This is a genomic window from Maridesulfovibrio ferrireducens, assembly GCF_900101105.1.
GTDB classification, from domain to species: domain Bacteria; phylum Desulfobacterota; class Desulfovibrionia; order Desulfovibrionales; family Desulfovibrionaceae; genus Maridesulfovibrio; species Maridesulfovibrio ferrireducens.
This window is the reverse complement of the sequence record NZ_FNGA01000002.1, coordinates 638,667-664,501: the sequence shown is the minus strand read 5'-3', so window position 1 is coordinate 664,501 and position 25,835 is coordinate 638,667. Positions and strand designations below refer to the sequence as shown.

22 protein-coding genes and 2 tRNA genes are annotated in these 25,835 nt (G+C 41.6%); 3 read left to right on the top strand and 21 right to left on the bottom strand.

Annotated features, from left to right (window positions below; genetic code table 11):
* Positions 1-16 precede the first annotated feature (16 nt).
* The 10 genes from BLT41_RS07840 to BLT41_RS07795 all read right to left on the bottom strand — a co-directional run bounded on the left by BLT41_RS07840 (position 17) and on the right by BLT41_RS07795 (position 10,242).
* Positions 17-1,339, bottom strand: a complete 1,323-nt coding sequence (locus tag BLT41_RS07840) for a beta-barrel assembly-enhancing protease (RefSeq protein WP_244512222.1) — start codon at positions 1,337-1,339, stop codon at positions 17-19.
* 232 nt (positions 1,340-1,571) lie between these two features.
* Positions 1,572-2,846: a transcription termination factor Rho gene (gene rho / locus BLT41_RS07835; protein WP_092159896.1), complete on the bottom strand. Its 1,275-nt coding sequence runs from the start codon at positions 2,844-2,846 to the stop codon at positions 1,572-1,574.
* A 272-nt stretch (positions 2,847-3,118) separates the two neighbouring features.
* Entirely contained in the window at positions 3,119-3,676 is a 558-nt protein-coding gene (locus tag BLT41_RS07830; protein WP_092159894.1) for a CarD family transcriptional regulator, read from the bottom strand.
* A gap of 236 nt (positions 3,677-3,912) precedes the next feature.
* On the bottom strand, positions 3,913-4,518 hold the full coding sequence (pth, locus tag BLT41_RS07825) for an aminoacyl-tRNA hydrolase (RefSeq protein ID WP_092159892.1): 606 nt from the start codon (positions 4,516-4,518) through the stop codon (positions 3,913-3,915).
* A gap of 103 nt (positions 4,519-4,621) precedes the next feature.
* Positions 4,622-5,224 (bottom strand): 50S ribosomal protein L25, encoded by a 603-nt coding sequence (locus BLT41_RS07820; RefSeq protein ID WP_092159890.1) that lies wholly within the window; start codon positions 5,222-5,224, stop codon positions 4,622-4,624.
* Positions 5,225-5,290: 66 nt separating this feature from the next.
* Positions 5,291-6,229 (bottom strand): ribose-phosphate diphosphokinase, encoded by a 939-nt coding sequence (locus BLT41_RS07815; protein WP_092159888.1) that lies wholly within the window; start codon positions 6,227-6,229, stop codon positions 5,291-5,293.
* Positions 6,230-6,272: 43 nt separating this feature from the next.
* Positions 6,273-6,348 (bottom strand) — tRNA-Gln (locus BLT41_RS07810).
* A gap of 31 nt (positions 6,349-6,379) precedes the next feature.
* The gene (gene ispE / locus BLT41_RS07805; RefSeq protein WP_244512221.1) at positions 6,380-7,270 is read right to left on the bottom strand and encodes a 4-(cytidine 5'-diphospho)-2-C-methyl-D-erythritol kinase; all 891 of its coding nucleotides are present in this window, start codon (positions 7,268-7,270) and stop codon (positions 6,380-6,382) included.
* Positions 7,271-7,357: 87 nt separating this feature from the next.
* Positions 7,358-8,629 carry an alpha/beta hydrolase family protein gene (locus BLT41_RS07800; RefSeq protein WP_092159886.1) on the bottom strand — a complete coding sequence of 424 codons (1,272 nt, stop codon included), beginning with the start codon at positions 8,627-8,629 and terminating at the stop codon, positions 7,358-7,360.
* 176 nt (positions 8,630-8,805) lie between these two features.
* On the bottom strand, positions 8,806-10,242 hold the full coding sequence (locus tag BLT41_RS07795) for a DegQ family serine endoprotease (RefSeq protein ID WP_092159884.1): 1,437 nt from the start codon (positions 10,240-10,242) through the stop codon (positions 8,806-8,808).
* 155 nt (positions 10,243-10,397) lie between these two features.
* On the opposite strand from BLT41_RS07795, the gene BLT41_RS07790 reads away from it, so the two are divergent.
* Positions 10,398-11,342, top strand: a complete 945-nt coding sequence (locus BLT41_RS07790; protein WP_092159882.1) for an FkbM family methyltransferase — start codon at positions 10,398-10,400, stop codon at positions 11,340-11,342.
* Positions 11,343-11,533: 191 nt separating this feature from the next.
* Here the strand turns inward: BLT41_RS07790 and BLT41_RS07785 are convergent, their stop codons facing one another.
* The 6 genes from BLT41_RS07785 to BLT41_RS07760 form a co-directional block, all read right to left on the bottom strand.
* On the bottom strand, positions 11,534-12,601 hold the full coding sequence (locus BLT41_RS07785) for a sensor histidine kinase (protein ID WP_170830334.1): 1,068 nt from the start codon (positions 12,599-12,601) through the stop codon (positions 11,534-11,536).
* Between the two features lie 103 nt (positions 12,602-12,704).
* Positions 12,705-14,003 carry an HD domain-containing protein gene (locus BLT41_RS07780; protein ID WP_092159878.1) on the bottom strand — a complete coding sequence of 433 codons (1,299 nt, stop codon included), beginning with the start codon at positions 14,001-14,003 and terminating at the stop codon, positions 12,705-12,707.
* Between the two features lie 376 nt (positions 14,004-14,379).
* Positions 14,380-16,455, bottom strand: coding sequence for a beta-1,3-glucanase family protein (locus BLT41_RS07775; RefSeq protein WP_092159877.1), 2,076 nt, complete (start codon positions 16,453-16,455; stop codon positions 14,380-14,382).
* Positions 16,456-16,765: 310 nt separating this feature from the next.
* Complete coding sequence (locus BLT41_RS07770) at positions 16,766-17,110, bottom strand: antibiotic biosynthesis monooxygenase family protein (RefSeq protein ID WP_092159876.1); 345 nt, start codon at positions 17,108-17,110, stop codon at positions 16,766-16,768.
* Between the two features lie 17 nt (positions 17,111-17,127).
* Positions 17,128-17,610, bottom strand: coding sequence for a methylated-DNA--[protein]-cysteine S-methyltransferase (locus tag BLT41_RS07765; protein WP_092159875.1), 483 nt, complete (start codon positions 17,608-17,610; stop codon positions 17,128-17,130).
* A gap of 213 nt (positions 17,611-17,823) precedes the next feature.
* Positions 17,824-19,326, bottom strand: a complete 1,503-nt coding sequence (locus BLT41_RS07760) for a BCCT family transporter (protein WP_092159874.1) — start codon at positions 19,324-19,326, stop codon at positions 17,824-17,826.
* A 271-nt stretch (positions 19,327-19,597) separates the two neighbouring features.
* Here BLT41_RS07760 and BLT41_RS07755 point away from each other — a divergent pair, with 271 nt between their 5' ends.
* Positions 19,598-20,020 (top strand): hypothetical protein, encoded by a 423-nt coding sequence (locus BLT41_RS07755; protein ID WP_092159873.1) that lies wholly within the window; start codon positions 19,598-19,600, stop codon positions 20,018-20,020.
* A 227-nt stretch (positions 20,021-20,247) separates the two neighbouring features.
* Here BLT41_RS07755 and BLT41_RS07750 read toward each other — a convergent pair whose 3' ends face one another.
* The 4 genes from BLT41_RS07750 to BLT41_RS07730 all read right to left on the bottom strand — a co-directional run bounded on the left by BLT41_RS07750 (position 20,248) and on the right by BLT41_RS07730 (position 24,168).
* Positions 20,248-21,543, bottom strand: coding sequence for a DUF4910 domain-containing protein (locus BLT41_RS07750; RefSeq protein WP_170830352.1), 1,296 nt, complete (start codon positions 21,541-21,543; stop codon positions 20,248-20,250).
* 8 nt (positions 21,544-21,551) lie between these two features.
* Positions 21,552-22,442, bottom strand: a complete 891-nt coding sequence (locus BLT41_RS07745; RefSeq protein WP_092159871.1) for a class I SAM-dependent methyltransferase — start codon at positions 22,440-22,442, stop codon at positions 21,552-21,554.
* 570 nt (positions 22,443-23,012) lie between these two features.
* Complete coding sequence (locus BLT41_RS07735) at positions 23,013-23,855, bottom strand: hypothetical protein (protein WP_092159869.1); 843 nt, start codon at positions 23,853-23,855, stop codon at positions 23,013-23,015.
* A gap of 238 nt (positions 23,856-24,093) precedes the next feature.
* Positions 24,094-24,168 (bottom strand) — tRNA-Val (locus tag BLT41_RS07730).
* 227 nt (positions 24,169-24,395) lie between these two features.
* On the opposite strand from BLT41_RS07730, the gene BLT41_RS17770 reads away from it, so the two are divergent.
* The gene (locus tag BLT41_RS17770; protein WP_092159868.1) at positions 24,396-24,800 is read left to right on the top strand and encodes a MerR family transcriptional regulator; all 405 of its coding nucleotides are present in this window, start codon (positions 24,396-24,398) and stop codon (positions 24,798-24,800) included.
* 97 nt (positions 24,801-24,897) lie between these two features.
* On the opposite strand, the gene BLT41_RS07720 is transcribed toward BLT41_RS17770, so the two are convergent.
* A complete protein-coding gene (locus tag BLT41_RS07720; protein WP_092159867.1) occupies positions 24,898-25,698 on the bottom strand; it encodes a hypothetical protein in 801 nt (266 codons plus the stop codon).
* Positions 25,699-25,835: the final 137 nt, after the last annotated feature.

The following is a 25,835-nucleotide window of genomic DNA, read 5'->3' as shown; positions in this document are numbered from 1 at the left end:
GCTAATAATTACTGTCTTAGTTTTCGGCGACAGGGTTAACTCTTTTTTGCAGTGTTATAAGCTGTGCTTTTTGCGCTTTTGTTTTAGCGAGTCCTTCAGCTTTTTTTAAATGAAACAAAGCTTGTTTCTTATTTCTTCCATATAACGCGGCGTAAGCAAGCTGTTTGTGTGCTCCGAAGTAATTACCGGATTCTCCGAGCATACGTCCGAGATGGTAGTGTATTTCCTGATCCCGGGGAACCATTTCAGCAACTCTACGCATTGTAGGTATTGCCTGTGCATAGTCTTTCCGTTCCGCCTGAATTCTTGCGATGAAAAATAACGTCATTGCATCATTCGGTGCTCGTAAATAAGCTTCTCTGAGCAGTGGAGAGGCTTTGTCCATTTTGCCCATAGTGAAGTAAAAGCGACCCATTTCACGTAGGATCAGAGGATCGTTCGGGCAATCTTTGTTAGCCTGAACAAAAGCTTTTTCGGCTTTTTGATTCTGTTCCATACGGGAAAGAATTATCCCAAGTCCTAATTGATCAAGGCAGTTTATGTCCGCCTCGGGAATGTTGTTGTAGTGTGCCAGAGCTACTTTGGGGTCTGTTCTTCTAGCTCTTATCAGTGTTTGAATCTTATGAAAATCTACATCGTCGCTGACTCTGGTAAAGAAAGCGGGAGGCATTCTGACAAAACGTTGTTTAAGGTAATCAATACGATCATCAAGACCGGGGTGAGTGGAGAGGTATGAAGGAATATTATTGTTGCTTACATACCACTGCCGTTGTTTCATAAGCTTAAAACTATCCACCATGCTGGTGGGATTAAAGCCGGATGCCACTAAGTAGTTCATACCGAGATGGTCAGCTTCTCTTTCATTTTGTTGAGTGTAGCTCAGGTAGGCAGTTTGTGCGCCTGCTATAGACCCCATCGCCATTGCCTGTCCTATAGACGCGGCGTTATCTCCGCCTGACATGCCCAGCATCATTCCGGCAAGTGTTCCCAGCATACTGGCAATATTAACCAGTTTCATTTTTTCCATGCGTCTAGCAACGTGTCTGAGAGAAACGTGTGCAAGCTCATGACCTATAACTGCGGCTAGTTCAGACTCATGCTTAAGATTGAGAATTAAGCCCGTGAAAATATAAATATAACCGCCAGGAATAGCAAAGGCATTCATAGCGTTATTATTGATTACGGCCGAAGTTATTGGAAAAGGTTGAGGCGGCATTTCGTGGGCAATTCTAGCTACTAGCTTGCTAACGTATTCAGTTATTTGGGGGTCAAGAACTATGGGCATTCTTTCGTGAATCATTTTATTAAACTCGCCACCGAGTTTAATTTCATCTTTCACGGTAAAATCACCGAACATGGAGGACGCTGTAGCTTGAGGCGTTAACCAGATGAACGAAAATATAAATATCAATACGGCTGATACTATGTGGTGAAAAGGTGCTCTGTTTTTCGTCATTGCTGCTAACTGTAAGTATAGATTTATGACTTGTAAAGATTTCTAAAAAATAAAAAGCCTCATGAGGAATGTCTCATGAGGCTTAATTTTTGATAATTGAATGATGTTTAAAAAATTATTTTCCCATCATTTCAAAGAAGTCTTCATTCTTTTTGGTTCCCTTCATTTTATCAAGAAGGAATTCCATGGAGTCAATGGTGTTCATAGGAGCAAGTAGTTTTCTGAGAATCCAGACCTTGTTGAGAACTTCAGGTGGAAGGAGAAGTTCTTCTTTGCGAGTTCCGGAGCGGTTGATATCAATGGCAGGGTATACTCTCTTTTCCGCAAGTTTGCGATCAAGATAGAGATCCATGTTACCGGTTCCCTTGAATTCTTCAAAGATAACTTCGTCCATTCTCGAGCCTGTATCAATCAGGGCTGTTGCGATGATTGTCAGACTTCCGCCTTCCTCAATGTTGCGTGCTGCGCCGAAAAATCTTTTAGGACGTTGCATTGCATTTGCATCAAGGCCACCGGAGAGAACTCTGCCGGAAGAAGGAGTTACTGCGTTGTAGGCTCGTCCCAGACGAGTGATTGAGTCAAGAAGAATGACAACATCCCTTTTGCGTTCAACCAGACGTTTAGCCTTTTCGAGAACCATTTCAGTTACCTGAACATGACGCTGCGGAGGTTCATCAAAGGTTGAGCTGACAACTTCAGCGTTTACCGTTCTGGCCATGTCGGTAACTTCTTCAGGACGTTCGTCTATGAGAAGAACGATAAGATCTACATCGGGATGATTGGCATTGATGGAGTTTGCGATATTCTGAAGCATCATAGTCTTCCCTGTGCGGGGAGGAGCAACAAGCAAAGCACGCTGTCCAAGGCCTATCGGAGCCAGAATGTCGATAACTCTTGAAGTGAAATTCTTTGGACCGTTTTCCATGTTGAAACGGCTGTCTGGGTAAATCGGCGTGAGATTGTCGAAGAGAACAAGATTTCGGGAATGTTCGGGCGCTTCTAAGCCTATTTCATTAACTCGAAGTAAGGCAAAGTATCTTTCGCCCTCTTTGGGAGGACGAATCTGGCCGGAAATAATGTCACCCTTTCTCAGACCGAATCTCCGTATTTGAGAGGGAGAAACGTATATGTCGTCCGGTCCGGGCATGTAGCTGTACGTTGGGGAACGCAGGAAGCCGAATCCATCGGGGAGGACTTCAAGAACTCCTTCACCGTAGATTTGTCCGTTTTGAGCTGCGCACCCTTGTAGCAGGCCGAAAATCAATTCCTGCTTGCGCATACCGCTGGGGTTTTCAACTTTGAACTTAGTTGCCAGATCCATAAGATCTGCCATGTTCTTTTGTTTTAATTCAGTCAGATTCAGATTGTTTGTCTTTTGTTCTTGGCCCATATCTTGTGTTAACCGAGAGTTAGAAGTTAAAAATAAATAAAATATTTATTTAATAATTATGGTCTAACGAGTGCGATACAGTTTAAAATGTATTACGCACTCGCTAAAAGTTATTTTGATGATCGAAGAACAGAGTGTATTGGGTGTCCTAAAGTGAGGGGCGGTTTTTTGCTTAAAAATCGTGTGATGTAAAGACATCAATCCTGCAAACTGCAACCTCATAGGGCAATAACTGAAAGAATCAAATATGACAAGTCGTTTAGATGTATTTTTTAGGATTCTTCTTTATCTTTTTCTTTGTCTTTTTTGTCGTCTTTTTCTTTGTCTTCTGGTTTTTCCAACACATCACTGAATAGTGCATTAATTTCTTCTTTTACTTTGTCCTGTGGAAGGTCAAGTGCAAAAGACAGTTCCATGGAAACAAGTCCCATAGCCTGTTCAAGAAGTCTGCGTTCTCCGAATGACAGTTCTTTATCGCGACCGATCAGGAATAATTCCTTAAGAACATAAGCGACATCCTGAAGATCTCCGCTTTTGAGCTTTTCAGAGTATTCTCTGTAGCGTCTGTTCCAGTTCTGTCCGGTATAACCTGTGAAATCAGATCTGTCTTTGAGACATTCATATATTCCAAGACCTTCTTTATTACTGCAGACAGGTCTGAGCCCAACATTATGAGCATTAAAAACTGGGACCATGAGAGTTACATTGTTGCTTAGGATGCGGACAATGTAGAACTCGGCAGTTGATCCACTGATTTCCTGACTTTCTATACGTTCTACTTTGCCTACTCCCTGTGAGGGGTAGACTACAAGCTGGCTTAACTCGAACACTCATGGCTCCTTGGACTTACAAAAGAAATGGTTAGAAATGCTTTTAAGGTCGTCGTTTACAGCAATTACAGATTAAATTTGGCGCATTTAATCATTTCAGTACTGATGAATAACAGGTTCAGTGGCGTCCTTTTTTACATTTCTTTTGGATCCCAGATTTTGAGGTATGTCTGATCTGGGGAATGTTTTCGAAAGATTACTGTAACTGAAATATGCGAAAGAGTCTATTGTCAGATTCAGCTTTCATCCGGCTCAAATGTGTGCATGAATTGTGTAGCAGGTCCTTGACCTCGTCTGAAAAACAAGTCCAGCCCTTTGAGTACTGTATCAGTCATCTGGTGAACAAGTTTCAGTTCTTTCTGGCTGAATTGCTCAAGCACGTAGTCTTTGACCTGTGATGAAAATTCAGGACGTCCGACTCCTATTCTTATTCTAAGAAAGTCGGGTGATTTCATTACATCCTGAATAGACTGCAACCCTCTATGACCGTTATTTCCACCACCACGTTTAAACTTCATTTTTCCTTGCGGAAGATCAAGTTCGTCATGAATAACAATCACATCTTTTATAGATATTGAAAATTTACCGCAAATGGATGCAACTGCATTTCCGCTGAGATTCATATACGTCAACGGCTTAGTCACAAGGATATTATTGCCTGCGATATTTACGCTGAAAAGTTCATAGTTTCCCGAAGACCCGAGATTTTTGAAACGCATACTTTTTCGGGATGCAGCCATTTCTGCCAGAGCATCAACAGCCATAAAACCAACATTGTGCCTGGTCATGGCATATTCAAGTCCTGGATTTCCAAGCCCTGCGATAAGTGCTTTGTATTCCATTTGGTTTTATCCTTTAAAAAAGCAGGAGCAAAAAAGCTGATCGTTCTGAAAATAGAAAAGGCCCCGGAATTTCCGGGGCCTCATAAGTCGACATATGGAAAAACTAGCTCTGTACTGCGCCAGCTTCAGACTCAGCGTCTTCATCGGCAATTACTCTACCGGCGACGCAACGAACGAGAGCGAAGTCATTGGTAAAGTTGATGGTAGCGCCATCAGCAAGTTTAATATCACTAACGAAAACAGTATCATTAACATTCATGCCGTCGATGTTTACAACAATCTTAGCAGGGATGCTGGCAGCTGTACATGCGACTTCAAGATTGTCACGATATGTAGTCATGCAACCACCGAGTTTTACACCGGGAGCAAGTCCTTCCATGGTGACAGGTACTTTGATTTTCAAAGGTTTGTCAGCAGCCACACCGAGGAAGTCAATGTGATTGATACGAGGACGAACTGGATCCATCTGTGCTTTCCAAATCAGTGTGTCGTATTTTTTGCCGTCGATTTCGAGATTGAAAAGACTAGTTGTGCCGATTTTACGGTACATCTTTGTGAAATCAATTTCATTAACAGCGAGAACCATATTGTCGCCTTCCTGAGAGTAGAATACTGCAGGAATCATTCCGGTGTTACGGAGCTGACGGTTCGCACTTGTTCCAGTTTTCTCGCGCTTTACAGCTACGAAAGTTTCTTTTTCTGACATTATATCTCCTTTTGGTTAACCAGCTGCCGCTCAAAAATAGACCGGCAGAGGGTGGGAATAGGCTTTTTAAACGAAGAGAACGCTGACCGATGATTCGGTGTGAACGTTATGAATGCATTTGGCGAGGAGTCCTGCTACTGACAGTACTTTAATCTTGCCGCATTTAAGTTTCTCTTCTGGGACAGGCAGTGTGTTTGTTACAATCACCTCGGAAAAAGGTGCTGCACAGAGTCTGTCGATTGCCGGACCGGAAAGAACAGGATGGGTAGCGCAGGCGATTACTTCCTTTGCGCCGTGGTCCATCAGTACTTTTGCAGCCTGACATATGGTTCCGGCTGTGTCGATCATGTCATCCATAACGACACAGGTTTTTCCTGAAACTTCTCCGATTACGTTCATTGCTTTAGCCTGATTAGGTGCATCGCGACGTTTGTCAACAATTGCAAGTCCGGCATTAAGGCGTTTTGCGTAAGCTCTGGCACGTTCGGTTCCACCTGCATCAGGGGAAACCATAACCATGTCGTCTTTACGATGGCGTAATTCATCAAGAAGAACAGGTGCTGCGTAAATATTGTCAACTGGGAGATTGAAAAATCCCTGAATCTGTCCTGCGTGCAGGTCAATTGTGACCATGCGGTGCATACCGGCTACAGCTAAGAAGTCTGCAATCAGTTTTGCGCTGATAGGAGCACGGGGGGAAACTTTTCTATCCTGTCTTGCATATCCATAATAAGGGATAACTGCAGTAACTCTGCGTGCGCTTGCGCGTTTCAGAGCATCCAGCATGAGGCATAGTTCCATGAAATGAAAGTTTACAGGGTTGCATGTAGACTGAACGACAAATACGTCACAGCCTCGTACGTTATCCTGAATTTCAATGCGGATTTCTCCGTCACTGAACTTTTCACGCAGGCAGGGAGTAAGTCGGCTGCCGAGGTGTTCACATATTGCTTCTGAAAGCGCCAGATTCGACGAGCCGCTGATAATCTTGAGTTCACCGTTCATGATGTGGGTCTCCACCTTGGCCTCTCGGGGAAGGGAGTAAATTTGGCTGGGATGGCAGGACTTGAACCTGCGAGTGACGGAATCAAAATCCGTTGCCTTACCAACTTGGCGACACCCCAGCACTGATTATGTAGAAATTCGGACTAGTGCTTAATAAAAAGTATGAATCACAGAGTCTACATTGTGAGCTTTTAATTCGGAAGAAATTTGCTCAGCTAAGCTTTTAGTCCTGAAAAAGGATATTACGCTTGCTCCGCTTCCGCTCATAACTGCTCCGCAGGCTCCGCTTTTCAGCAGATATTCCTTTGTTTCCCTTATAACAGAAAACTCAGGAAGGACAACTTGCTCAAAATCGTTAAGCAAAGTTACCCTCGTTTTGGAGGCCGCTTTGTTATTACTACAGTGTGATGTTGTCAAGTAAAATGAATCTTTTTTTTGCAGATTTTCCGTTCTGACGACAGTGCTCCATGCCTTATAAGCCCATGCTGTATTAACATGGACATCCGGGCAGACAAGCAGTGCTGTCAGTCCTGAAAGGTCTACTTCGCAGGGTGTTAAAATCTCTCCTATTCCCTTAGCCCATGCGGGGCCGTCCAGTAGGAAAAAAGGTACGTCTGCGCCGAGTCCGGTGGCAAGTTTGTTAAGTTCATCATGGGCCATGCCCGGGCTTTGCGGGTGAGAATTTAGAAATCGCAACATTGTCGCGGCATCGGAACTGCCACCTCCCAGACCGGCGCCTGTGGGAGTTCTTTTGGTCAATTCTATATGCAGTCCGGGTCTGAATCCGGTCGCTTCTGCATATTTATCCCATGCTTTATAAATAAGGTTATCTTCCGCCGGAAGATCAAAGTCATCACAATGAATTGTACAGCCTTCAGCTTTTTCCGTGATTGCAAGAGTGTCTGCAAGTGCTGGAAAAGGAAGAAAAAGAGTGTCCAGCTCATGATAGCCGTCTTCTCTTTTTCCGACAATTTTGAGGTAGAGATTCACCTTTGCCGGGGCTGTAAGAATGGTTGCGGTGTTGTTCATGAACAGCTTCATACCCCAAACCTTTTCAGGAAGGAAGTCTCTAACATGCTAATTTTCGACCGAAAAAATTGCACACTATAATATATGAGCGATTTTATTTTATTTAAAAACATCATCGAAGAAATCTAACACAACTTGGCTCATCACACTTCTGTTTTCAGTGATGCAGTGGTTGGATGCTCCTTCATTTGTTGGAGTCACGACAAATTTCTTTTGCTTGTTCGGGAGGTTTTTGAAGCAGAGTTTCTGCTGTCTTTTAACTTCTTCATTAGAATATTCACCTTCGCCGACAATAATCAGTGCCGGGCAGGTTACTTTTGCAGGATCAAATGCGAATCCCTTATTTGCCGGAACAAGCCCCGGGATATTGTTCATTTCAACACCCCATCGCCAAGCGATTGATTTGACAGTGTTTTGTTTGAAAGATGACCATGTTTTTACAATGTCCTCGGTTGCAGAAGCAACGGGCATTGATGCGAAAAGAGGGTAGGCATCGACCACCGCGCTGTTCATGGCAATTGCTTTTATACGGGGATCTTTGACAGCGGTTATCGGAACAAATCCTCCGCCACCGCTCATGCCATATGCGGCAAGTTTTTCGGGATCAGTCTCCGGTCTACTCAGCACATAATCAATAACTTCTTTGATCGGTACATTGGCGTCTGCACGAAAAACTTTTCCTTCGAGTGGGAGCAACCCCTGTCCGGGGAGGTCTACTGTGATAAAATTGTAACCGCGTGCATAAGCTTGAGGGGCAATATAAAAAATAAGATCTTCGGCAAAAGTTTCTCCTCCGCCGAGCATGATGAGTGTTTTTGCGGGCTTATTGCTGTTGCTTGCTTTGCGATAATAGCCGGGAAGGACTGTTCCTTCGAAAGGTATTTCAATATATTCCAGTGGCGGATTAAAGAGCATTCCTGCTTTTTTTAGGAGTTCTCTACTTTGAAGCGCTGTCTTTTTAAATCTGGGATCATCCGGCATCATGGAAATCAGTGAGGCGCGGTAATAATATGATGCACGCTGAAACTGTTCACGTGCGCTGACTTTATGTCCTTCTGTAAGAGATTTTTCACCTCTGGCTTCAACCCGCTGTGCCATGTTTATCCATTCCTGCTGCCAGCTTGCAGCATTGCCTTCTTTAATGTTTGAGGCTGTATAGAATGCTTCACCTATTTCGCAACCGTGGTTCATGGTTGCGCCTAGGATCAAGGCAAAGGCAAAGTCCATTTCTGTGTCATTAAAATGGAGTTTGGCGAAGGATTCATGTGCGTCAAAATCGTCGTCCCCGGCGGCAAAGCTGATGTTTGCCGATAGGAGCAGGGCAACAGTCAGGCACAAGATAGAAGCTGTAAAAAGTCTGATAGGCTGCATAAAGAATTCCTTTTGAATTTATTTCAAGAAATGTTTTTTTAGGAACTTGGCATGCAATTAAGTTATTTACAAGGGGTATTAGAATCATTCTATGGTTCACAGTAAAAAGGGGCATAGCGAACGCTATGCCCCTTTTTTTTGAGTTTTTTTAATACGCTAGAAACGTCATTTATGAGTTACTTCTTAGGAGCAAGTTCTATGGTGCGGAAGATGTTTCTGCCTTGTCTCTTAATAAGCAACATCACTAGTCCGCGGCTTTTGCCTTCGGTGTTTATGATCTTACGCAGTTCGGGAAGGGTGTTTACCTGATGCTGATTTGCTTCAAGTATCACGTCTCCCACAGCAATTGCTGCTTCGTCTGCGGGAGTTCCCTGCTGTACTTCAATTACAAGCAATCCTTCCGTTTTTTCTAAGCCTAAAGCTTTTGCTTCCACTTCACGATCAACTTTACGGACGACAAGACCGAGTTGATCGATTGTTTCTTCTTTAGCTTTCGGTGCGAACTTTTCAGCGGAAACGGTCGTTTTACCGTTTCTTTCGCCAAGAGTGATGATTAGGTTCTTTGTCTGACCTTTGCGCCAAACTTGAACGTCGATCTTTTTGCCCGGAAGAATGGCAGCAATAGTGCGAAGCAAGTCGTTGGTATCGTCAATTTTTGCGCCGCCTACTTCAAGAATAACATCTCCGACTTTCATGCCGCCTTTGTCTGCGGGGTCACCAGGATTAACAGAGCTGACGAGGGCTCCTGTTTTGCTGGAAAGTCCGAGAGCCTTGGCAGTATTAGCATCAGCATCCTGAATAGTTACGCCAAGCCATCCACGGCTGACTTTATTGTTTGTTTTAAGCTGAGATATAACATTTTCAGCCATGTTGCTTGGAATGGCAAAGCCGATTCCCTGACCATTAGCAAGTATCATGGTGTTGATGCCAATCACCTTGCCGTTCATGTCGATCAGCGGTCCGCCACTGTTGCCGGGGTTGATGCTGGCATCAGTCTGGATGAAATTATCAAATGGTCCTGCGCCTATGATGCGGCCTTTCGCGCTGATAATTCCTTTGGTTACGGTGTGTCCAAGTCCAAAAGGATTGCCGATTGCCAGAACCCATTCGCCCACTTTGGCTTTTTCAGAATTTGCAAAGCTTAGGAAGGGAAGTTTCTTTCCAGCGTCAATCTTTAAAAGAGCGAGGTCCGTTTCCTTATCAAGTCCGATAAGCTTGGCTGGGTATTCGCGATCAGCGTTCTGAAGTTTAACTTTAATTTCCTCGGCTGAAGCGACAACATGGTTGTTTGTTACAATATATCCGTCAGCAGAAATGATAAAGCCGGTTCCGAGACCGCCTTGTTTCCGTCTTTGCTTAGGGTTGTTGCCCTTGAATCTGTCTTCAAATTGTTTGAAAAAATCCTCAAAGGGATTTTTTTGGCCGGGAGCGTGGAATTTATTTTGCATGGAGTTGTCTTGCTGCACTGTGTTTACAGTGCTGATGAAAACAACCGAGGGGCCACATTTTTTTGCTAGTTCTACAAAAGAGGGAGGCCCGTTTGCAATGGCAGACATGGGCAGTATCAGTACGGTGATAAGAGTGAAAATACCTAAAATACGTTTTGAATTCATGTAACCTCCTAAGGCGCCGTCAGGAAAACGGTGAAAGCGACGGCATTAATAAAATTATAGGTTTATTTGAACAAAAGTAAATAGGTTAAGGATATTTGTCTTACAGTTGTTTAAAAAAGTTTATCTCTGTATCTGTTTATTAAGCAGGAGGGAGCATGGATAGCGAGTTGATTCATAAATTTATAGGGCAGATCGAAAAAGAAACAGTTGAACAGTTCCAAGAAGTGGAGAACTTATTTTGTTCAAGGGATTTTTCACTTGTAAAAATAGGGGATTGGTTTTCAGTAAAGTTTTCACCGACTTTAGGATATTTGCCGATTTGGAAATATAATCCCATGACTCGCTACTCCTTTCAGCACAAAGCATGGGAATGCAAGATAGGAAAAGCTCGTTTTTTGACGTCTGCATGCCCTTTTTTTGAATTTGTGTGTGAACTGAGAGGATACACGTTGCCCGGAACCATTGCTGCGGATTCTGTTGTTGTGGATGCCGGACCGTGGAACGGTATTTCAGGAATGTATTTCAGCGCAGTTGCTGAGAAAGGAAAGGTTATTTTTTTTGAGCCTGACAAGCAAAGCGCTGATTTTATAGATTCTGATATTGATAAAAACGGATTCACCAATTGTGAACTTGTCAGGAAGGCCCTTTACAGCAAAAGCGGTGAAGTCGGATTTAAGCACAAGTCCGGCGGGGAAAGTTGTATCGCTAATGCTACGATTGCCGACACCGTACAAGCGATCACCTTGGACGATTTAGTGGCTGAACATGCTCCCAGCGGTGTTGATTTTTTCAAAATAGACATAGAAGGCGCGGAGGTCGATATAGCGGATGATATCGCCCGTTATATCAGTGAAAATCCGCAATCATGGGCGGCTATCGCTTCATATCATGAAGTGGGGGGTGTGAGAGCCTCCAGCCTCTTAGAAGAACGCTTTGCCGCGTATCCTTATTTGGTTTTTAAAACGGCCTATCCTTATCATGAGACAACATTTGTCGCTAACGTAAAGAATGAAGCTGTTGCTCAGAATATTAAGAAAATGACGAGCTTCGCTGTCGGTTGGAAGGCTATTGATAAGGATGTTGCGCGGCAGGGGGGATGAGGTCTTTTTACATAATCTTAAGCACGAGCAAAGCTGAACTGTTACTTCTTTGTCTGTCAAGCCAGAGAACGGTTTGCATGCTCTGAAATAATTGAACTTGCTTTTGTTATAGAAATAATTTTGGGCTGTTTTTTAGAGTAGGCAAATAACTCTTGTTTGGCGTAACTTCGGCAATTTCTTTGAGCGATAAATTATAACAATTTTTTCATAAAGATTTTGTCTTTAGGGATTTGAAAAGAAAATTCAACTTGGTCTTCATGGATATTGCGGCAACAAACATTTCCGCCATGCCCTTCAATGATTTTTTTTATCGTGTAAAGTCCAATGCCACAGCCGTTAACGTGTCTTTCATATGCGTTACGTCCTCTGAACCCACACTTCCAGAGGTTGGGATATTCATCTCTGTTGAGTTTCATGCCTTTGTTACGTATTTTGAATTCAACCTCAGATCTTACATCATTGATATATATGTAAATAGTAGATGAACCGAAAGAGTATTTGATTGCGTTTATAAGGTAATGGCTAACGGCGCTTGCTATGGCTTCATCGTCTCCCCAAACATTAAGGCTTGGTAAACTGCATTCAACCGTGACTTTAATATGTCTTTCATCAATCTCGCTTTGATACTGATTTAAAACATTATCGACGACGTCGATAAAGTTAAAGTGATTTCCATTTGTAATAGAGTAGTTAGGGTCTACAACAAGTCCTAGATTAGATGCATGTCTATATGCTGCCCATATTTCATTTTTAGCTTCTTTAATCTTGTCTATAGCCATAGGGCCTTCGTATAGTCCTTTTATAACATTATTCAATTTTGGTAACGTGGATTGAACTGAGCTCGCAAAGTCATGTCCTACTTCTTTTACATAATTTTCTAAAGTATGGAGTCTGTTAATTAGATCATCCATATCAGAAACTTTTTTAGAAAGGAGAATTATTTCTGAAAATCGTGGAGCTAAAGATTGTGGGAGTTCTTTTAACGAGGCATTTCTTTGAAAGGCTATAGCAATAAAAAATTCTGAAGAAAGTTCAAATGGAATAAATAGTATTTGATTAACAGCGTTTCTACGTTTGATTAGGGGGGCTATTTTTTTTAAAAGGTCGTCACTAATTTTATGAACGTGTGGTCCTTTATAGTATTTTGCGCATTCATCGATGAGCCGAAAGACTAGTTGTTTTTCTCCTCCTTCAAGGGGAGATTTATCAATGTTAGAGCAAGACAAGAGACTACAACTGTGTGCTGTTTGGCATTTCATGAGGATTGACGCCGATAAGTTGAACTCATCATTAACTTCTTCTAGTAAAACGTCGACCAAGCTCCATATTCCCTCAGAGCTTTCGTCAATGTGAATAGTGTCATTATCTAAGAACATCATTTACCCTTTTTTCAAAATGAGAAGGTTGAATTGGTTTTTTACAAAAGAAAGCTAATTTATCGAATGACAATCCTTCTACTTCGTGGCGGGTACCAGTAAGAACTCCAATTTGGGTGGTGGGATGGTCTGTTAATATTTTGTTACAAATATTAACCCCTGTTGTTTTGCAATTTTGAGTTTCCTGAGCACTCCAGAGGTCTCCAGATCCAATTTGCATGTCGACAATTGCTAAATCAATTTGAGTTGCAGCAAGTTTTGTAAATGCATCTTTGGCATTTACAGAGTACATAATATGATAGTTTTCCATAAGAGGGAGAAATAGATCTTCCATTTTTCTACTTTCATCATCAATAAGAAGAATGGTCTTTTTTCCAGAAGAAAGGGCTATTTGTTCAATTTCGTTCCAGTCATCTCCAAGATAATTTTTCTTAGACATCTGACTTCCATAGTGAATAGTAATTTTAGTATTCCATCTTTCGTCAATTATGGAAGAGACTTTTTCATCCTCTAAAACTTTTTGTAAAGGACGAATACATTGCTTTAACCAGTAAGGAATACTTGATTCTTGGGGAGGGCTCACAACAACAATGAATTCAATGCTTTTTTTGTTATTTCGAGTGACGTATCTCATGTTATGGTGAAGTTGCCAGTCTTGCGTAATGTTATGTTTAAACCAGTGCCAGCATGAGGTTGAATCCATTTCTTTATATTTAGCATTTAAAGTTGATATCGGCGCTCGACTTGGGCCAATATCTAACTCGTCAATCAATCTAAGCAACGCTCCAACGTTTTTTTCGTGTCCACTAAGATCACCTAAATTAACTCTACGATGAGCTCTGCATATTTCTTTAACGATTGCAATAGTAGAAGGGGCTATGTCCAGCGAAGCTAAAAAACTAAAATTGGAAGCAACATATTCATCTATTAAATCGTGGTGATTCTCACGAATAAAGTTTTCAGCGTATGTTGGGTCTGAGATAAGCTCAAGACCTTTGAATATGGATTTTGTTTCAAGGTCTTTGAGAGGAATTGTCATTCCTATATCGTGGAGACAAATGGATAAGTATAAATAAAAAGCCTCATTTTCTTGTAATTTAATTCCACCATCTATGAGATTATTGGCTATAGTAACAAGGTTTTCAATATGAGTTGATCCATGAAGCGTAAAGAAGCTGAATCTTGGATTAAAGTCCATAACACTAGAACAATGTTTTTTTACAGCATCAACAATTATTCTTTGGTCAGGGGAAAGAACTTCATATAGTAAAAATTGTTCTTGCATGTTTTTTGTCTTATTGTTGATTATAGGTTAAGGCGAAATAAATTTTATTTCTTTATTTTTTAGGCTGCTGGCGAATAAGCCAATTCATCAATTAGTGGTGTATGTTTTATGCGAAATGTAAGGTTGATAATATGATAACTAATAATGCATCAGCACAGTTAATGTTCATATAATAACATTCCGTGAGTGTTGTGTAAATATGGCATTATTGAAGTAAAAAATTGGCCCAGAGTGTTTTGATCATAATAATTGGTGTTGCTATACAGTAGAAGTTTCTTAGCCTATTCCCCACAAAAAAAGGCCGGCTACCTTTCGATAACCGGCCTCAGAATTGCTGTCGATCTATACTTATAAGACGACCCTCATTCTAATATAATTATTTTAGACTCTTATAATCATCCTTCTTGCGGAAACATGCAAGAATCAGGGCTGCGAGAAATAGTCCTGCAAGCTCAAAAGTGAAATTAGCTTCTGAGTTTAGTACACACCCGGAGCCAGAGGTGTCAGTACCTAGTGCAATCGGGTCTGTAATCTGACCGAGGGCTGGATTTTCGTCATACTTACCATTATCTTTCACAACAAAATGTGCATAATAATGATCTCCGGTAATGATTTTATCACTGGGTAAAATATGATTGCCGGAAAGATCTGTCAGCCACCACGACCCGTCAGAGTAAATCGGGCCCGTTGCAGCGTAATTACCGAAGAACGCAGATGTTCCGTTGGATTCATAAAGCTTAATTAGCCGTAGTGCCGTCGGTGATCCCGCAGGCAGGCTGTTGGAATTTATCATGAAAACTCCGTACCCGCCATTGACATTGATGGAAGCATTGAAGGAGCAAACTGTTGAGTACGTAGTGAAATCCTCAACAGAGTATGTGGTCTTCAGTTCGCTGGCTCCCATATCTTTAGAACCAAACTCGTCAACTGTGACTGTAACACCTGATTGCTGTGAAGGGCTTGCTCCAATCACTGCATGGTTTTCAGTATCTATACCGATCTCAAGGTATCCATTGGGCTGGGCTATCCTGTTGAAGTTCATCAGGGTTGCTCCGGCACGGTCTTGTAGTCCAAATCCATAGGCTCCGGTAATTCCAACTAATCCTGCGGCGTAAGTATGATAATTTGTTGGGTTGCCAGGTTGGGCCTTGCCGTAAATATAACCCTTTCCAACTGGAGAAAGCGGTACGCTATATGCCCCTCCGGTAGACTTAAGGCCTCCGTACCATTCCGCGCTTGTTATATCCCCGATTGGAATATTTTGAGCTGAAGTTGCATTGAATTTTACAGGACTTCCTGCGAGTCCCCAGCTTAGCCCTGCAAGCAAATCACCGACTACCCATCCATAAAAATCATTTTCGACTCCGGTAGTGGTTGTAACTCCATAGGTATATGCAGGGTTGTTGCCGTAAATTCCGGTAGACGCATTGAGAGCCGCAAAAGTTATGGTAACGTTAACTGCACCGACACCTTGCCCTGTATTCGCTCCCGCACCGGCTACTGTTCCGTCTCCGGACCCGGCCTGCGCGGTCATGGTTGCGTCTCCGTTTGCACCAAATTTTACAAGATAATCATAACTTTGAGTTTGATTCCTCGCTTCTCGATCAGTTGCCAATCCGCCGTTATTTGCGGGTTGCCCGCCTACTCCGGCAAAAAAACCTTTAATTTTTATAGGCTTATTGTTGGTTGTTGTAGACGCGAAAAGTGTTGTTTTTAGATAGTTTGTCCAATCATTGAACTTTCTAACTTTGTCAGCTGAGGTTGGGGATAGGACACGAGTAAAATTTGTACTGGGGAGCTTGTCGGAAGCAGAGGGTCTTACTGTTGAGTAATTTTCTATGGTTGTTTTGCCAAGAATATCTGTAAGAAGTTCACTGGAAACCGAGGTCATCAATGGGTTGTTGGCAATTGTTGATGTGGCATTTTTGACCGTAAGTGATAATGCTATCGCTGCATAATCAATATAAGTAAGATTTGTATTGATTATAGGCGTCATCACGCCTCCCACTGAGCCGCTTTCAATATCAAGCTCCATAGGCTGAAAGCGAATCCCTAAGCTTGGATCATTTGATGTTGGTTCCGTTGAAGGCTGCGTGCAGCCAAATGAACCCATAGCTTGATCATAAGAAATATAAATTCTTCCAGAGTTGAAGTCGCTGATAAGCACCGCCGGGACTCCCGCCGGAACTCCGGTGGCAATTGAACTGGAAGAGGTCAGCTCTGACATCTTATATGAGCGCGTCGTGCTCAAGGCTATGCCGGTCCCTTCTGCGTTATTATAGGTTCCTGTTATGCTTGGAGCTGGAGTAGCCCCCACACAATTGTAGAAGGTAGCGTAAACTTTATCCGGATCATGTTTAGCGTTAAGTTTGAATACTATTGGTATAGCAGCGGCATAAATAGAGGCTGGTAACGACAGAAACAAAATTAAAGCAAAACATAATGTTCTCATAGTTCTTCCTTCTTTAGTATGTGTAAAAAGATACTCTTTGGAACTGCATTGTGAAATTTGTTACACTTTAATGTACTATTCAATGTAATTATTAATACAACTACTATTGATTTAAAGATTTATAATACGCACATTTACACGAAGTAAACTTGATTGTTGTTTGATAAGAAAAGATGTTTAAGGTACTAACCTCATTGATATTTATTTTAGTGTCCCTTTTTTTAAAATAAAAAGATTATGATATAAAAAGTACATTCGTAATGCATTGATTTTCGAAACAGGACGGGCTAATGGCAGGCGCGATCAGTTCTTAACAAAGTGTGCGGTTTGAATCGCTTGGAGCTTCTTTCCGTTCAATTTCTGTATAGTCACGCACTACTTCGGCCACTCGGATTCTGTATGAATGAAACAGTTTTTCTTTTCCTGTTTGCTGTCCATGTCTATGTTCCAAAAGATTGCGCCAGACTTCGATGTCAGCTTCATTTTCCCAAAAAGAAAGGCTGAGTACTTTGTCTTCTTCGACTAGGCTTTGGAACCTTTCAATAGAGATGAACCCTTTTTGATCTTGCAGAAAGACGCGAAGCTTTGATGCTATTTCAAGGTATTCTTCTTTCCCTTCTTTGGTGGGGGTTACTTCAAAAATTACGGCTAACATATGTTTCCTTATTCTCTTTATTCGGGGTAGTTTTCAAGTTTAAGTAATTGTTCTTTGGCTTTCAGCCCATGCGCAAAACCTGTCAATTTGCCGTTGCTGCCAATGACACGGTGGCAAGGTACAATGAGTGGAAGGGGGTTTTTTGAATTAGCCATTCCCACAGCTCTGCAGGCTTTTTTATTACCTATGGCAATGGCGATATCTTTGTATGTTCGTATCTCTCCGAAAGGGATAGCGTAAAGTTGTTCCCAAACTCGTTTTTGGAAATCAGTACCTTGTGGATTTAAAGTGATGTCGAACTGTTTTCGTTGTCCGGCAAAGTATTCAAGTATCTGTTCCTTGATTGTTTCAAAAAAGGAGTCGTTTCGTTGCCACTTGTCCGAAATTTCGAAATTCCGTTTACCCGCCTCAGTGACCATGTGCAGGTTAGAAAGTCCTAATTCGTTACCTACTAGGATTATTTCCCACAAACGAGTCTTGAATTGAGTGTAATATATCATTTTAATTTTCCTTTGCTGTCGAATTCCAAAGGGAGAGAGTTTTGTCTTTTGCAAAGCGCGCGTTGATGTCCGTAAAATCTGTATCAAGGTCAAACCTTCGATGTCATGATGAGCGATTCTACTCTTTCTCTTTTCGAAAATATAGGTACACCAAAAAACCAATAAAAACGAATACCCAAATGTTTAAAATAGTATCCAACAAGCTCGCGTTCATTACTCCGCTCCTTTTTTTGTTTTTGCTGCTTCCATTTTTAACGATTTCAACAGGCACACCATTAGCAGGAGCACAATAAACACGAACGGGTTCGCGCTCAGGGCGATGATTGCCTTTACCGCCTCAATGCTGTCCGTAAGTATCATGATTAACCCCAGTGCTCCGAGGATGGCGCCCCATGTGAGTTTCATCTTTGTGGGAGGATTTTGGTCGCCCCCTACGGAGAACATTGCCAAAACATATGCGGCACTGACTACGCTTGTTATGATAAACAGCAGAGCTGAGGTCAGGGTGAGTAATGAGGTGATGGTTGCGCCGGGCAGTGTTTCCAAAAGTGCAAACGTGGAACCGTTGATATTTGTCTGCACAATGGTGGGGTCATATACCTGATTGTAGGTTTGGAAAAACCCCATTGCGCCCAAAATGCTGAACCATAAGAGTGAAAAGCCCGTGGGGGCTAAAAGTACGCCAGCTAGGAATTCGCGAATGGTTCTGCCCTTGGAGATGCGCGCTATGAACACTCCCACAAACGGCGCCCAGGCTAGCCACCAGGCCATGTAGTTCAATGTCCAGCTTGAAAACCAGTGTTGCACCGTGTCATCCCAGAAAGTATACACCGCGAATCCGTGGGGGAAAAAGTCCGTAATATAGACGCCCATAGTTTGTACTACCGTGCCCATGAGAAAATGCGTGGGGCCGGCGAGCAACACATACAGCAGCAAGGTCACCGTAATGATGATTGCCGTGTTGGAGAGTGTGGCCATGCCAGAACCAAGGTCGCGCATGAGCGGTAATAAATACGCCACGAACAGGACTGCGAATATTATCAGTGAAAGGGGAAGGCCTGGGTCAGCAATGCCTAATATTCTTACGATGCCGCTTTGCGCTTGGAAAACACCCATGGCGAATGACCCGGCTAAGCCGATAGCTATGGCGTAAATTGTCAGCACGTCCACCACGAAGCCTGTTGGCTTGGCCCACCAGCTTTTTCCGAAAACAGCGTTGATAGGCGCGCTCAGCAATTGTGGCTTGTTATGCCGAAAACCGAAATATGCGATCACAAGTCCCACTAATCCATAAATGGCCCAAGCGTGAAATCCCCAATGAAAAACCGTTAAACTAAGTGCGTTGGTGGCCGCTTGTTGTGGTTTCATTAATTGGCTCATGAAATTGTAGTGAGTCATTGGTTCTGCAACGCCGTAAAAGAGCAGGCCGACACCCATGCCTGCGGCGAACATCATGGATAACCAACTGAATGTGGAGAACTCAGGTCGATCATCGTCCGCACCCAGACGGATTTTTCCGGCAGGACCCAAAGCTAGCACCACACAGCACACAAGCAGTATCGTGACCGTGAGCATCACAAACCAGCCTCTGCTCTGAAAAAGGGTACGCACTGTGGTGTCGGCGAAAGTTGCCAAGCCGGCGATATCAATTATCCCCCAAATCATTACTGCGGATGTTAGGGCCATGGCGGTAAGAAAAGTAGCATTGCGTAGCATAACGTCTCCTGACTCCAAAATGGGAAATGATAGCAGTTTATTATAATAATGAGAAAAATGCTACTTGTGAACGGCTTCCGGTTATTCCGGCAACTTTTCGAAATGATCAAAAGAGTGCGCTGCTATGGGGAAAAATACTTGAGGTTGACTTGTCTATTGAAGAATTTATAGAAAACGGAAGATGAAAAAATAAAAATAGCCACAGTTCTTGCGGGTAACCCAGATAACTCTTTAATTAAAAATTATTTCAAATATGGAGATCTAATAAATAATGTCTATGAATAATTCTACGCAAAATGATCAGATTGAGGAAGCGCTTGCGCAGCTTGAAGAGCATCTTAAGGAATGTAAGAACAATGATGATTCCAAAGGGCGTGGGCTAACTCTTTTTGAGATGGCACAGATAGAGATTTCCAGAGATAATAAGGAAAAAGCTTTGCTCATGCTGATTGAGGCCTATTCTCTAGTCAAAGATCTTGGAGATTTATCCTACATTTGTCCTATCGGTGAGCTTCTTGGTCAGCTTCTTTATGTTTCAGGTAGCCGTGAAGAAGGGCTGAATATGGTTCGTGAGGCCTTTGTAGGATTAAAAGAGATGGGTTCTGACGACGAGGCAGCAAATACCGAAAATTTGATGGATGCAATGCTGGCACATTCTCTTGCTAATCCTTTACCAGCACCTGATGCTGAGTAGATTTGCTTGCCAAGTTCGCAGTTATTTTTCAAAAACGAAAAAAGGCTGGTTATCGAAAGATAACCAGCCTTTTTTTATTTAATGATAGGCATGAGCAGTTTTGAACTGCTGTTCCTGCATGTCAAGTCAGAGAAGTCGCTTGTATGCGTTGAAATGATTGAATAAAAGTTAGTATTGGGAACCTTTTTTGATGATTTTCCGGTTTTTTAGGGGGTGGGAGGTTCCTCTTAACAGGTTTCAATCGTTGAAATTAAACCATTGTCATACATCTTTTGAACTATTGGAAATAACTCGTGCATAGGGACGCCGATTCTATCACTAATGCTGATTAAATCGTTTGTCCCATCCGCGTACGCAAGAAAGTTCATCATCGCATTTACTGTGCCATAATGTCCCTTCTGACTTATATTGGGATATAATCCTCTTTTGCCAAGTTGAGGTTCACATAAATTGTTTACTTTGTATGTGTAATTTTTTTCAATAGAGGTAATACTTTCTTTAACAAGTTGATATCCTCCACTTAGCCCTGCGGCAGTTACTAAATCTAAATTATCTAATGAAGTGTGATACTCTGGATACGTATTGTATTTGCTTCGACATAGTCCTACGATGGGTAAATCAACTCCCGGACTACAGAATTGACGCTCATCACTGCCACGTTCTAAAAAAGAATAAGTAGTGTTGTTCTTGAAATCATATTTAAATAGGTTTTTCACAACGCGATCTGAGAGAGTCTCTCCGTACCTAGTTTCAATATTAGAATAGTGTCTTTCATCTCCGATACATGAAAGATTAAATCCTGCTATCGTGTTCTTTTTTAATTGTTCAAAATTTTTAGAAATATACGTAATAGACCCAATTGTTTCAGGTATAAGTATTATTCTATAGCTGTATCTTCTTTTTTTCTCAAGAAGCCATTTTCCTATATATGCTAGGACAGATGGCCCTGAAAGTTCATTGTTAGCCATAGAAGGGTGACAAACATAACTGGAAAGCAAAATCTCTTGGTCAGACTCTCCCGGGATGAATGTTTCAGCATAAGTCAAACTCCCAGGCTCAAGAGTGCTCTTTATTACGACATGGTAATCATCTTCTTGTAATTTTTCGCGATCGTTATGAGTTAAACAAAATCCCCAATTCTTATTATAGTACGAAGTCACATATGGGATAGCATCTGGTTGCTCTGCAATTGAATGCAAATTCTTTTCTAATTCAGCCAAAGGCATTCTTTTGTCTATAGGCGTAGAATAACCAACTACATGAAGATTATTCTTCTTAAAGTCTACGATGCGTACGCCCTTAGAATTTTTAATATATGCATCTTCAATATTCCACTCATTTGGTATTTCCCAGTCAAATACTTTTGTTCCACTAGGAATTTCAACCAAATTTAATGGAAGTGTTTCTGAAATAATTCGCAAGGTTTCACGAACTCCGTTGCCCGTGAGACTTCTGCATATTGGGAATAAATCTCTCACAAGAGATTTAATTTCTGCACCAATTGTGAACTCTTTAGTTAGCATATTCATAATTAGACTTTAGTTGCCTCAATGATAAAAGCAGAACATAAAAACATTCCTTTCCATGAAGAGGGGTTATGTTCAAGTTTTATTGCTTCCTTTCTAAATTGTAGAGGCATACTATCTGCCAAGTATGGCATCGAAGGATGGTAGTGATACCAGAGAACATTCACATCTTGGAAATTGTGCTTATTAAAAAGCTCGATGACCTCAAAGGGGTTATGAAATTTTGAAAGAATTGTATCAAAACCTACGCCCTCTTGTCCGCCATCGTTGCTTCTGGTTGGGGGCATGTCGATGCGAATTCGACTGTTGAGATCTTCTTCAACTTTTTTTAAAAGTGACTTGTCTACTCCATCCAAGAGATCATTCAAAATAAAATCAACTGTATGTCTATTAAAGGAGAATAGTGAAAATAGTTTATTTCTAAATTCTATAAAAACCTTTCCGCCTTTTTTTACTAGTCCACCAATATTATTTAAAACAAAATCATCATTATCTATGTGGGGCATTACTCCCATTGCCATTGCAGCGTCAAACTTTCCATCTTTTACTGCATGCAGATATGTTGTTGGATCTTGAATATCTCCCCAGAAGATTTTGCTGGGATCTAATCCATTGTCTTTCATCGTTTTTTTGGATCTTTCTACCATTTTATTAGCGATATCAAATCCAAATATATCTATTCCAGTTTTAGCTAGTGTCGCTAGGGGAGTTCCTTCACCAACTCCAACTTCAATAACTTTTTTAATATCATTTTTTACAAAAGAATTCATAAGTAGCTGCAATCTGAAATAGTTGGCAGGGTAGTCACACTGAATGTTCTGGATGTTTTCGCGTTCATACTGTTCTGAATACCCCTCAGCTACGCCATCATAAAAATTTTCTACTTTTGCAGACATTATATCTCCTGAATTGTTTTAATGAATTTATTAATTCTTGTATGATATAATTAAAATGGGTGCAAGTTCATAAGCCCGTTTGTAATTCCGATTCCAAATTCAAAACAGTAGAAAGACAAAGTATGCGAGAATTTTTGCAACTGCCCAATCAAGATTACCAATACACCGTGACCGAACAATTTTATCGAGGATAAGTTTTAAGTTGGTTGAAAGAATTAACTGAAAAGGGCTGATCTTTTTCTCTTTAATGGTAGGTACGAGCAATTTTGAACTGCTGCCCCCTTGCATGTCAAGCACATGTTAACGGTTCTAGTAGTTTGGATTAATTAGTCTTTTTTCTTGAGGGTCAACATTTTTCAGTGATGTTATAGGGGTGTTATAGGCATTGGTTGACCATGCACAAAAAAAGGGTCTAGGAATTGATCCTAAACCCTTGAATTTACTTGGTAGGTACGAGCAGCTTTGAAATAATTGGATGGGGTTCTGTACGCAGCTGTAATTGCCGCTCTCTATAACTCCCAGTTCCTGAAGGTCGATGTTTTGGTGTTCGTGTCGTAAAGCTGTTCTCGATTATGGCTGAACGAAATAATCTTCTAAATTATCAGTGTCCACAGTCTGTTCAATAATAATGGTCGCTCCGCCGAGTACGAGGAATTCAGACAAACCCACATGCCCGTTGTTGTGGATATCCTCAGCCCAGTCATAGGTGTAGCCTAGTTTAGTCCAAGGGTAGGGTGTTGAGCCGCTGTAGCTGGTGGCATTCAGGTTTTCAAACCACTCTTTAAATGTATATTCGTGGTTGGGATCTTTAGAGCTGACATATTCATGAATTTTCTGGGATATTTCTTGAATTTGGAATCGGCTTTTCTTCCATGGATACTCAAGCTGTGCTTCATGATCGCTTGGGTCCGGGTCGGGACTGGGTCTGAACAGGTCAGAAGGTTTAACCCAGAACTCTATGAATTTTACTTTACCGTTGTCTTTGGGAAGTCCAAGTAATTGTTCAATTCTTAGGATTATTTCTGCGTGTGAATCCGGCCAAAATTCATTGCTGCTGAAAAAAGTCTTTAACTGCGGACTTACCGTGATCCATAAATTATCTGTGCTGCCAAGTGTATAAGTTTGGCCTTCTCCCCAACCTTTATTTGAAATATAGGTTCCGACCCAACTACACACCAATACATGGTTTTCACCGTAAATTTCTTTCCATTGCAGGACTGTGGGTATGTTTTTATTGTCTGGTGAAGATATTCCCACCAACGATCGAGATATCTCGTCCGGTTTTGCTATTCTAGCATCAGAAATTGCAGCATCGTACAAATTGTCTATTGAATCGGCATATATTGCTGGGGGATAAGCTGAAATAAATAAAATAAATATCACTAGGAAATGATAGTATATCTTTTTTTGCATGTTTTTTTCCTTCGAACAATGCTGTAGTAGGCTCGGGTGGAGGTAGTGCAATTACGAGTTATCAAATTCGACACTTGTTCGCTACTATTTGTTTAGCGCGGGTGGTTTTTCAATATTATCAAGCGGAATGCAGAATATGAAGATAAGTTGACTGGAGAGCCGCAAAATGTTCCCCGCAATATATCCCAAAACGAAAAAAGGCTGGTTATCTTTCGATAACCAGCCTTGTTCTACCTAATGGTAGGCACGAACAGCTTTGAACTGTTGACCCCTTGCATGTCAAGCAAGTGCTCTACCCCTGAGCTACGCGCCTATGTTTGTCTCAACGGAGACGATAACTACTTGAGGTAGTGTTCTCTGTCAAGCAAGAAAAATATTTTTTTAATGATTGTGGACGGTTCATAAAATAAGGATTTCTTTTTGTACGTTTAGGGTGCTAAGCATAGCTTTGCTCGTCGTGTGTAAAATTAATCTGAATTTACGCAGTTTTTTGCGTATTTAGTCTTTTCTAAGGGATATCTCTTTGATAGTAAGGTTCTTATGAGTCGGCAGAATGAATCAAAAATATACAAAATAGGTCAGGCGGCAAAACTTGTCGGCTTGAAATCTTACGTGCTGCGTTTCTGGGAAGGGGAATTTGAGCAGCTTGAGCCTATTCGCACGCCGTCAGGTCAGCGTCTTTATAATGAAGAACATGTTCAGCTTATCGCTCGCATCAAGATGCTTCTGCATGATGAGGGGCTTACAATTGAAGGTGCTCGAAAACGGCTGGATTCATTTGATCCGCAGAGTGATGCGGAAATGACAGCTGAAATTGTCGGGAAAAATTCTGCCGAGCAATTGCCTTTGTTTGGGATGGATAAGAATTCCGACGGTTCTTTTGATACTGCAATTCTTAAGGAAATCCACGCTGAATTGCTTGTTGTAAGAAAACTACTCGATTAATATACTCGTCATCCCGTCTACTTTTTTTTATTACATCATAGCCGCACAACTAATTCATATCTCTCATATTTTAGAATATGGTGTTTTCTGACGATCTTTAACTGTTTGTCGTAGAAATGTGCGGGAATGATCTTGTATCTCTTGAATGAAGATATAGGCAGAAGGCTACGAAGGCGGCAAGAAATCCCGGTAAGATCGGTTCCCATGGAATTTCGTAGAAAACAGGATTGACCATTGAAGCCCCGTAAAGGGTGGCAAAACAGGCTATAAACGACAGATAGAACGATCTGGACAATGCCCCAGCCGCAGCTATTACCATACCAGTCCAGAATATTTTCTCCGGTAAAATATGGCCAATGTGTATGTACATCTGCCATGAAATCAAAATTGAACCAATGGCAGCCGCAGCTTCGAGGATAGGTGAAAATTTATTGCCGTCCATAATCAGCATTACAGCGCGTGGAATCAAAAAGCATGAGTAGACACAAAGACCCAGTGAAAAGGGAAATATGTAGAAAAATGCTTCTGTCATGTATGGCAGATCCGGGTCCGGATGCAGCATGTTTGTGAGAAATCCTTGAAAATGTGCGTAAAATAAAAACGAGCCGACTAAAGCCACGATGCTGGGCCATAATATGGCGGATGGAACTTTTCTGTGCGGTTTAAGATCAAATTTTTTAGCTAGATAGAGTGGTATAATTGCGCCGAATATAGCCAAGTGACCAAGGCAGAAATATAAAAGTACGGGATCTTTTAATCTGGTCGCAAATCTGTAACCAAGCATTTCCGGCCAGTTTCCCAAAAGATGATTTAAAAATGCGGGTAGTTCTGCCATGGTGAAAAGGTAGGTTGCATACGTGACAAGGCATGTAAGGGCGAAAGACCATTTTTTTTGCATGTCGATTAATTGCCTGATTTCGGGAATATTGGCAATAAAAAAGGGTTAGATGTGTTTTATGCTGAGTAAAGAGTCTTCTTATTGGTCCGGGCATTTTGTTTTGTTATATTTATAGTTTGATTTTTTTCGCTGACAGG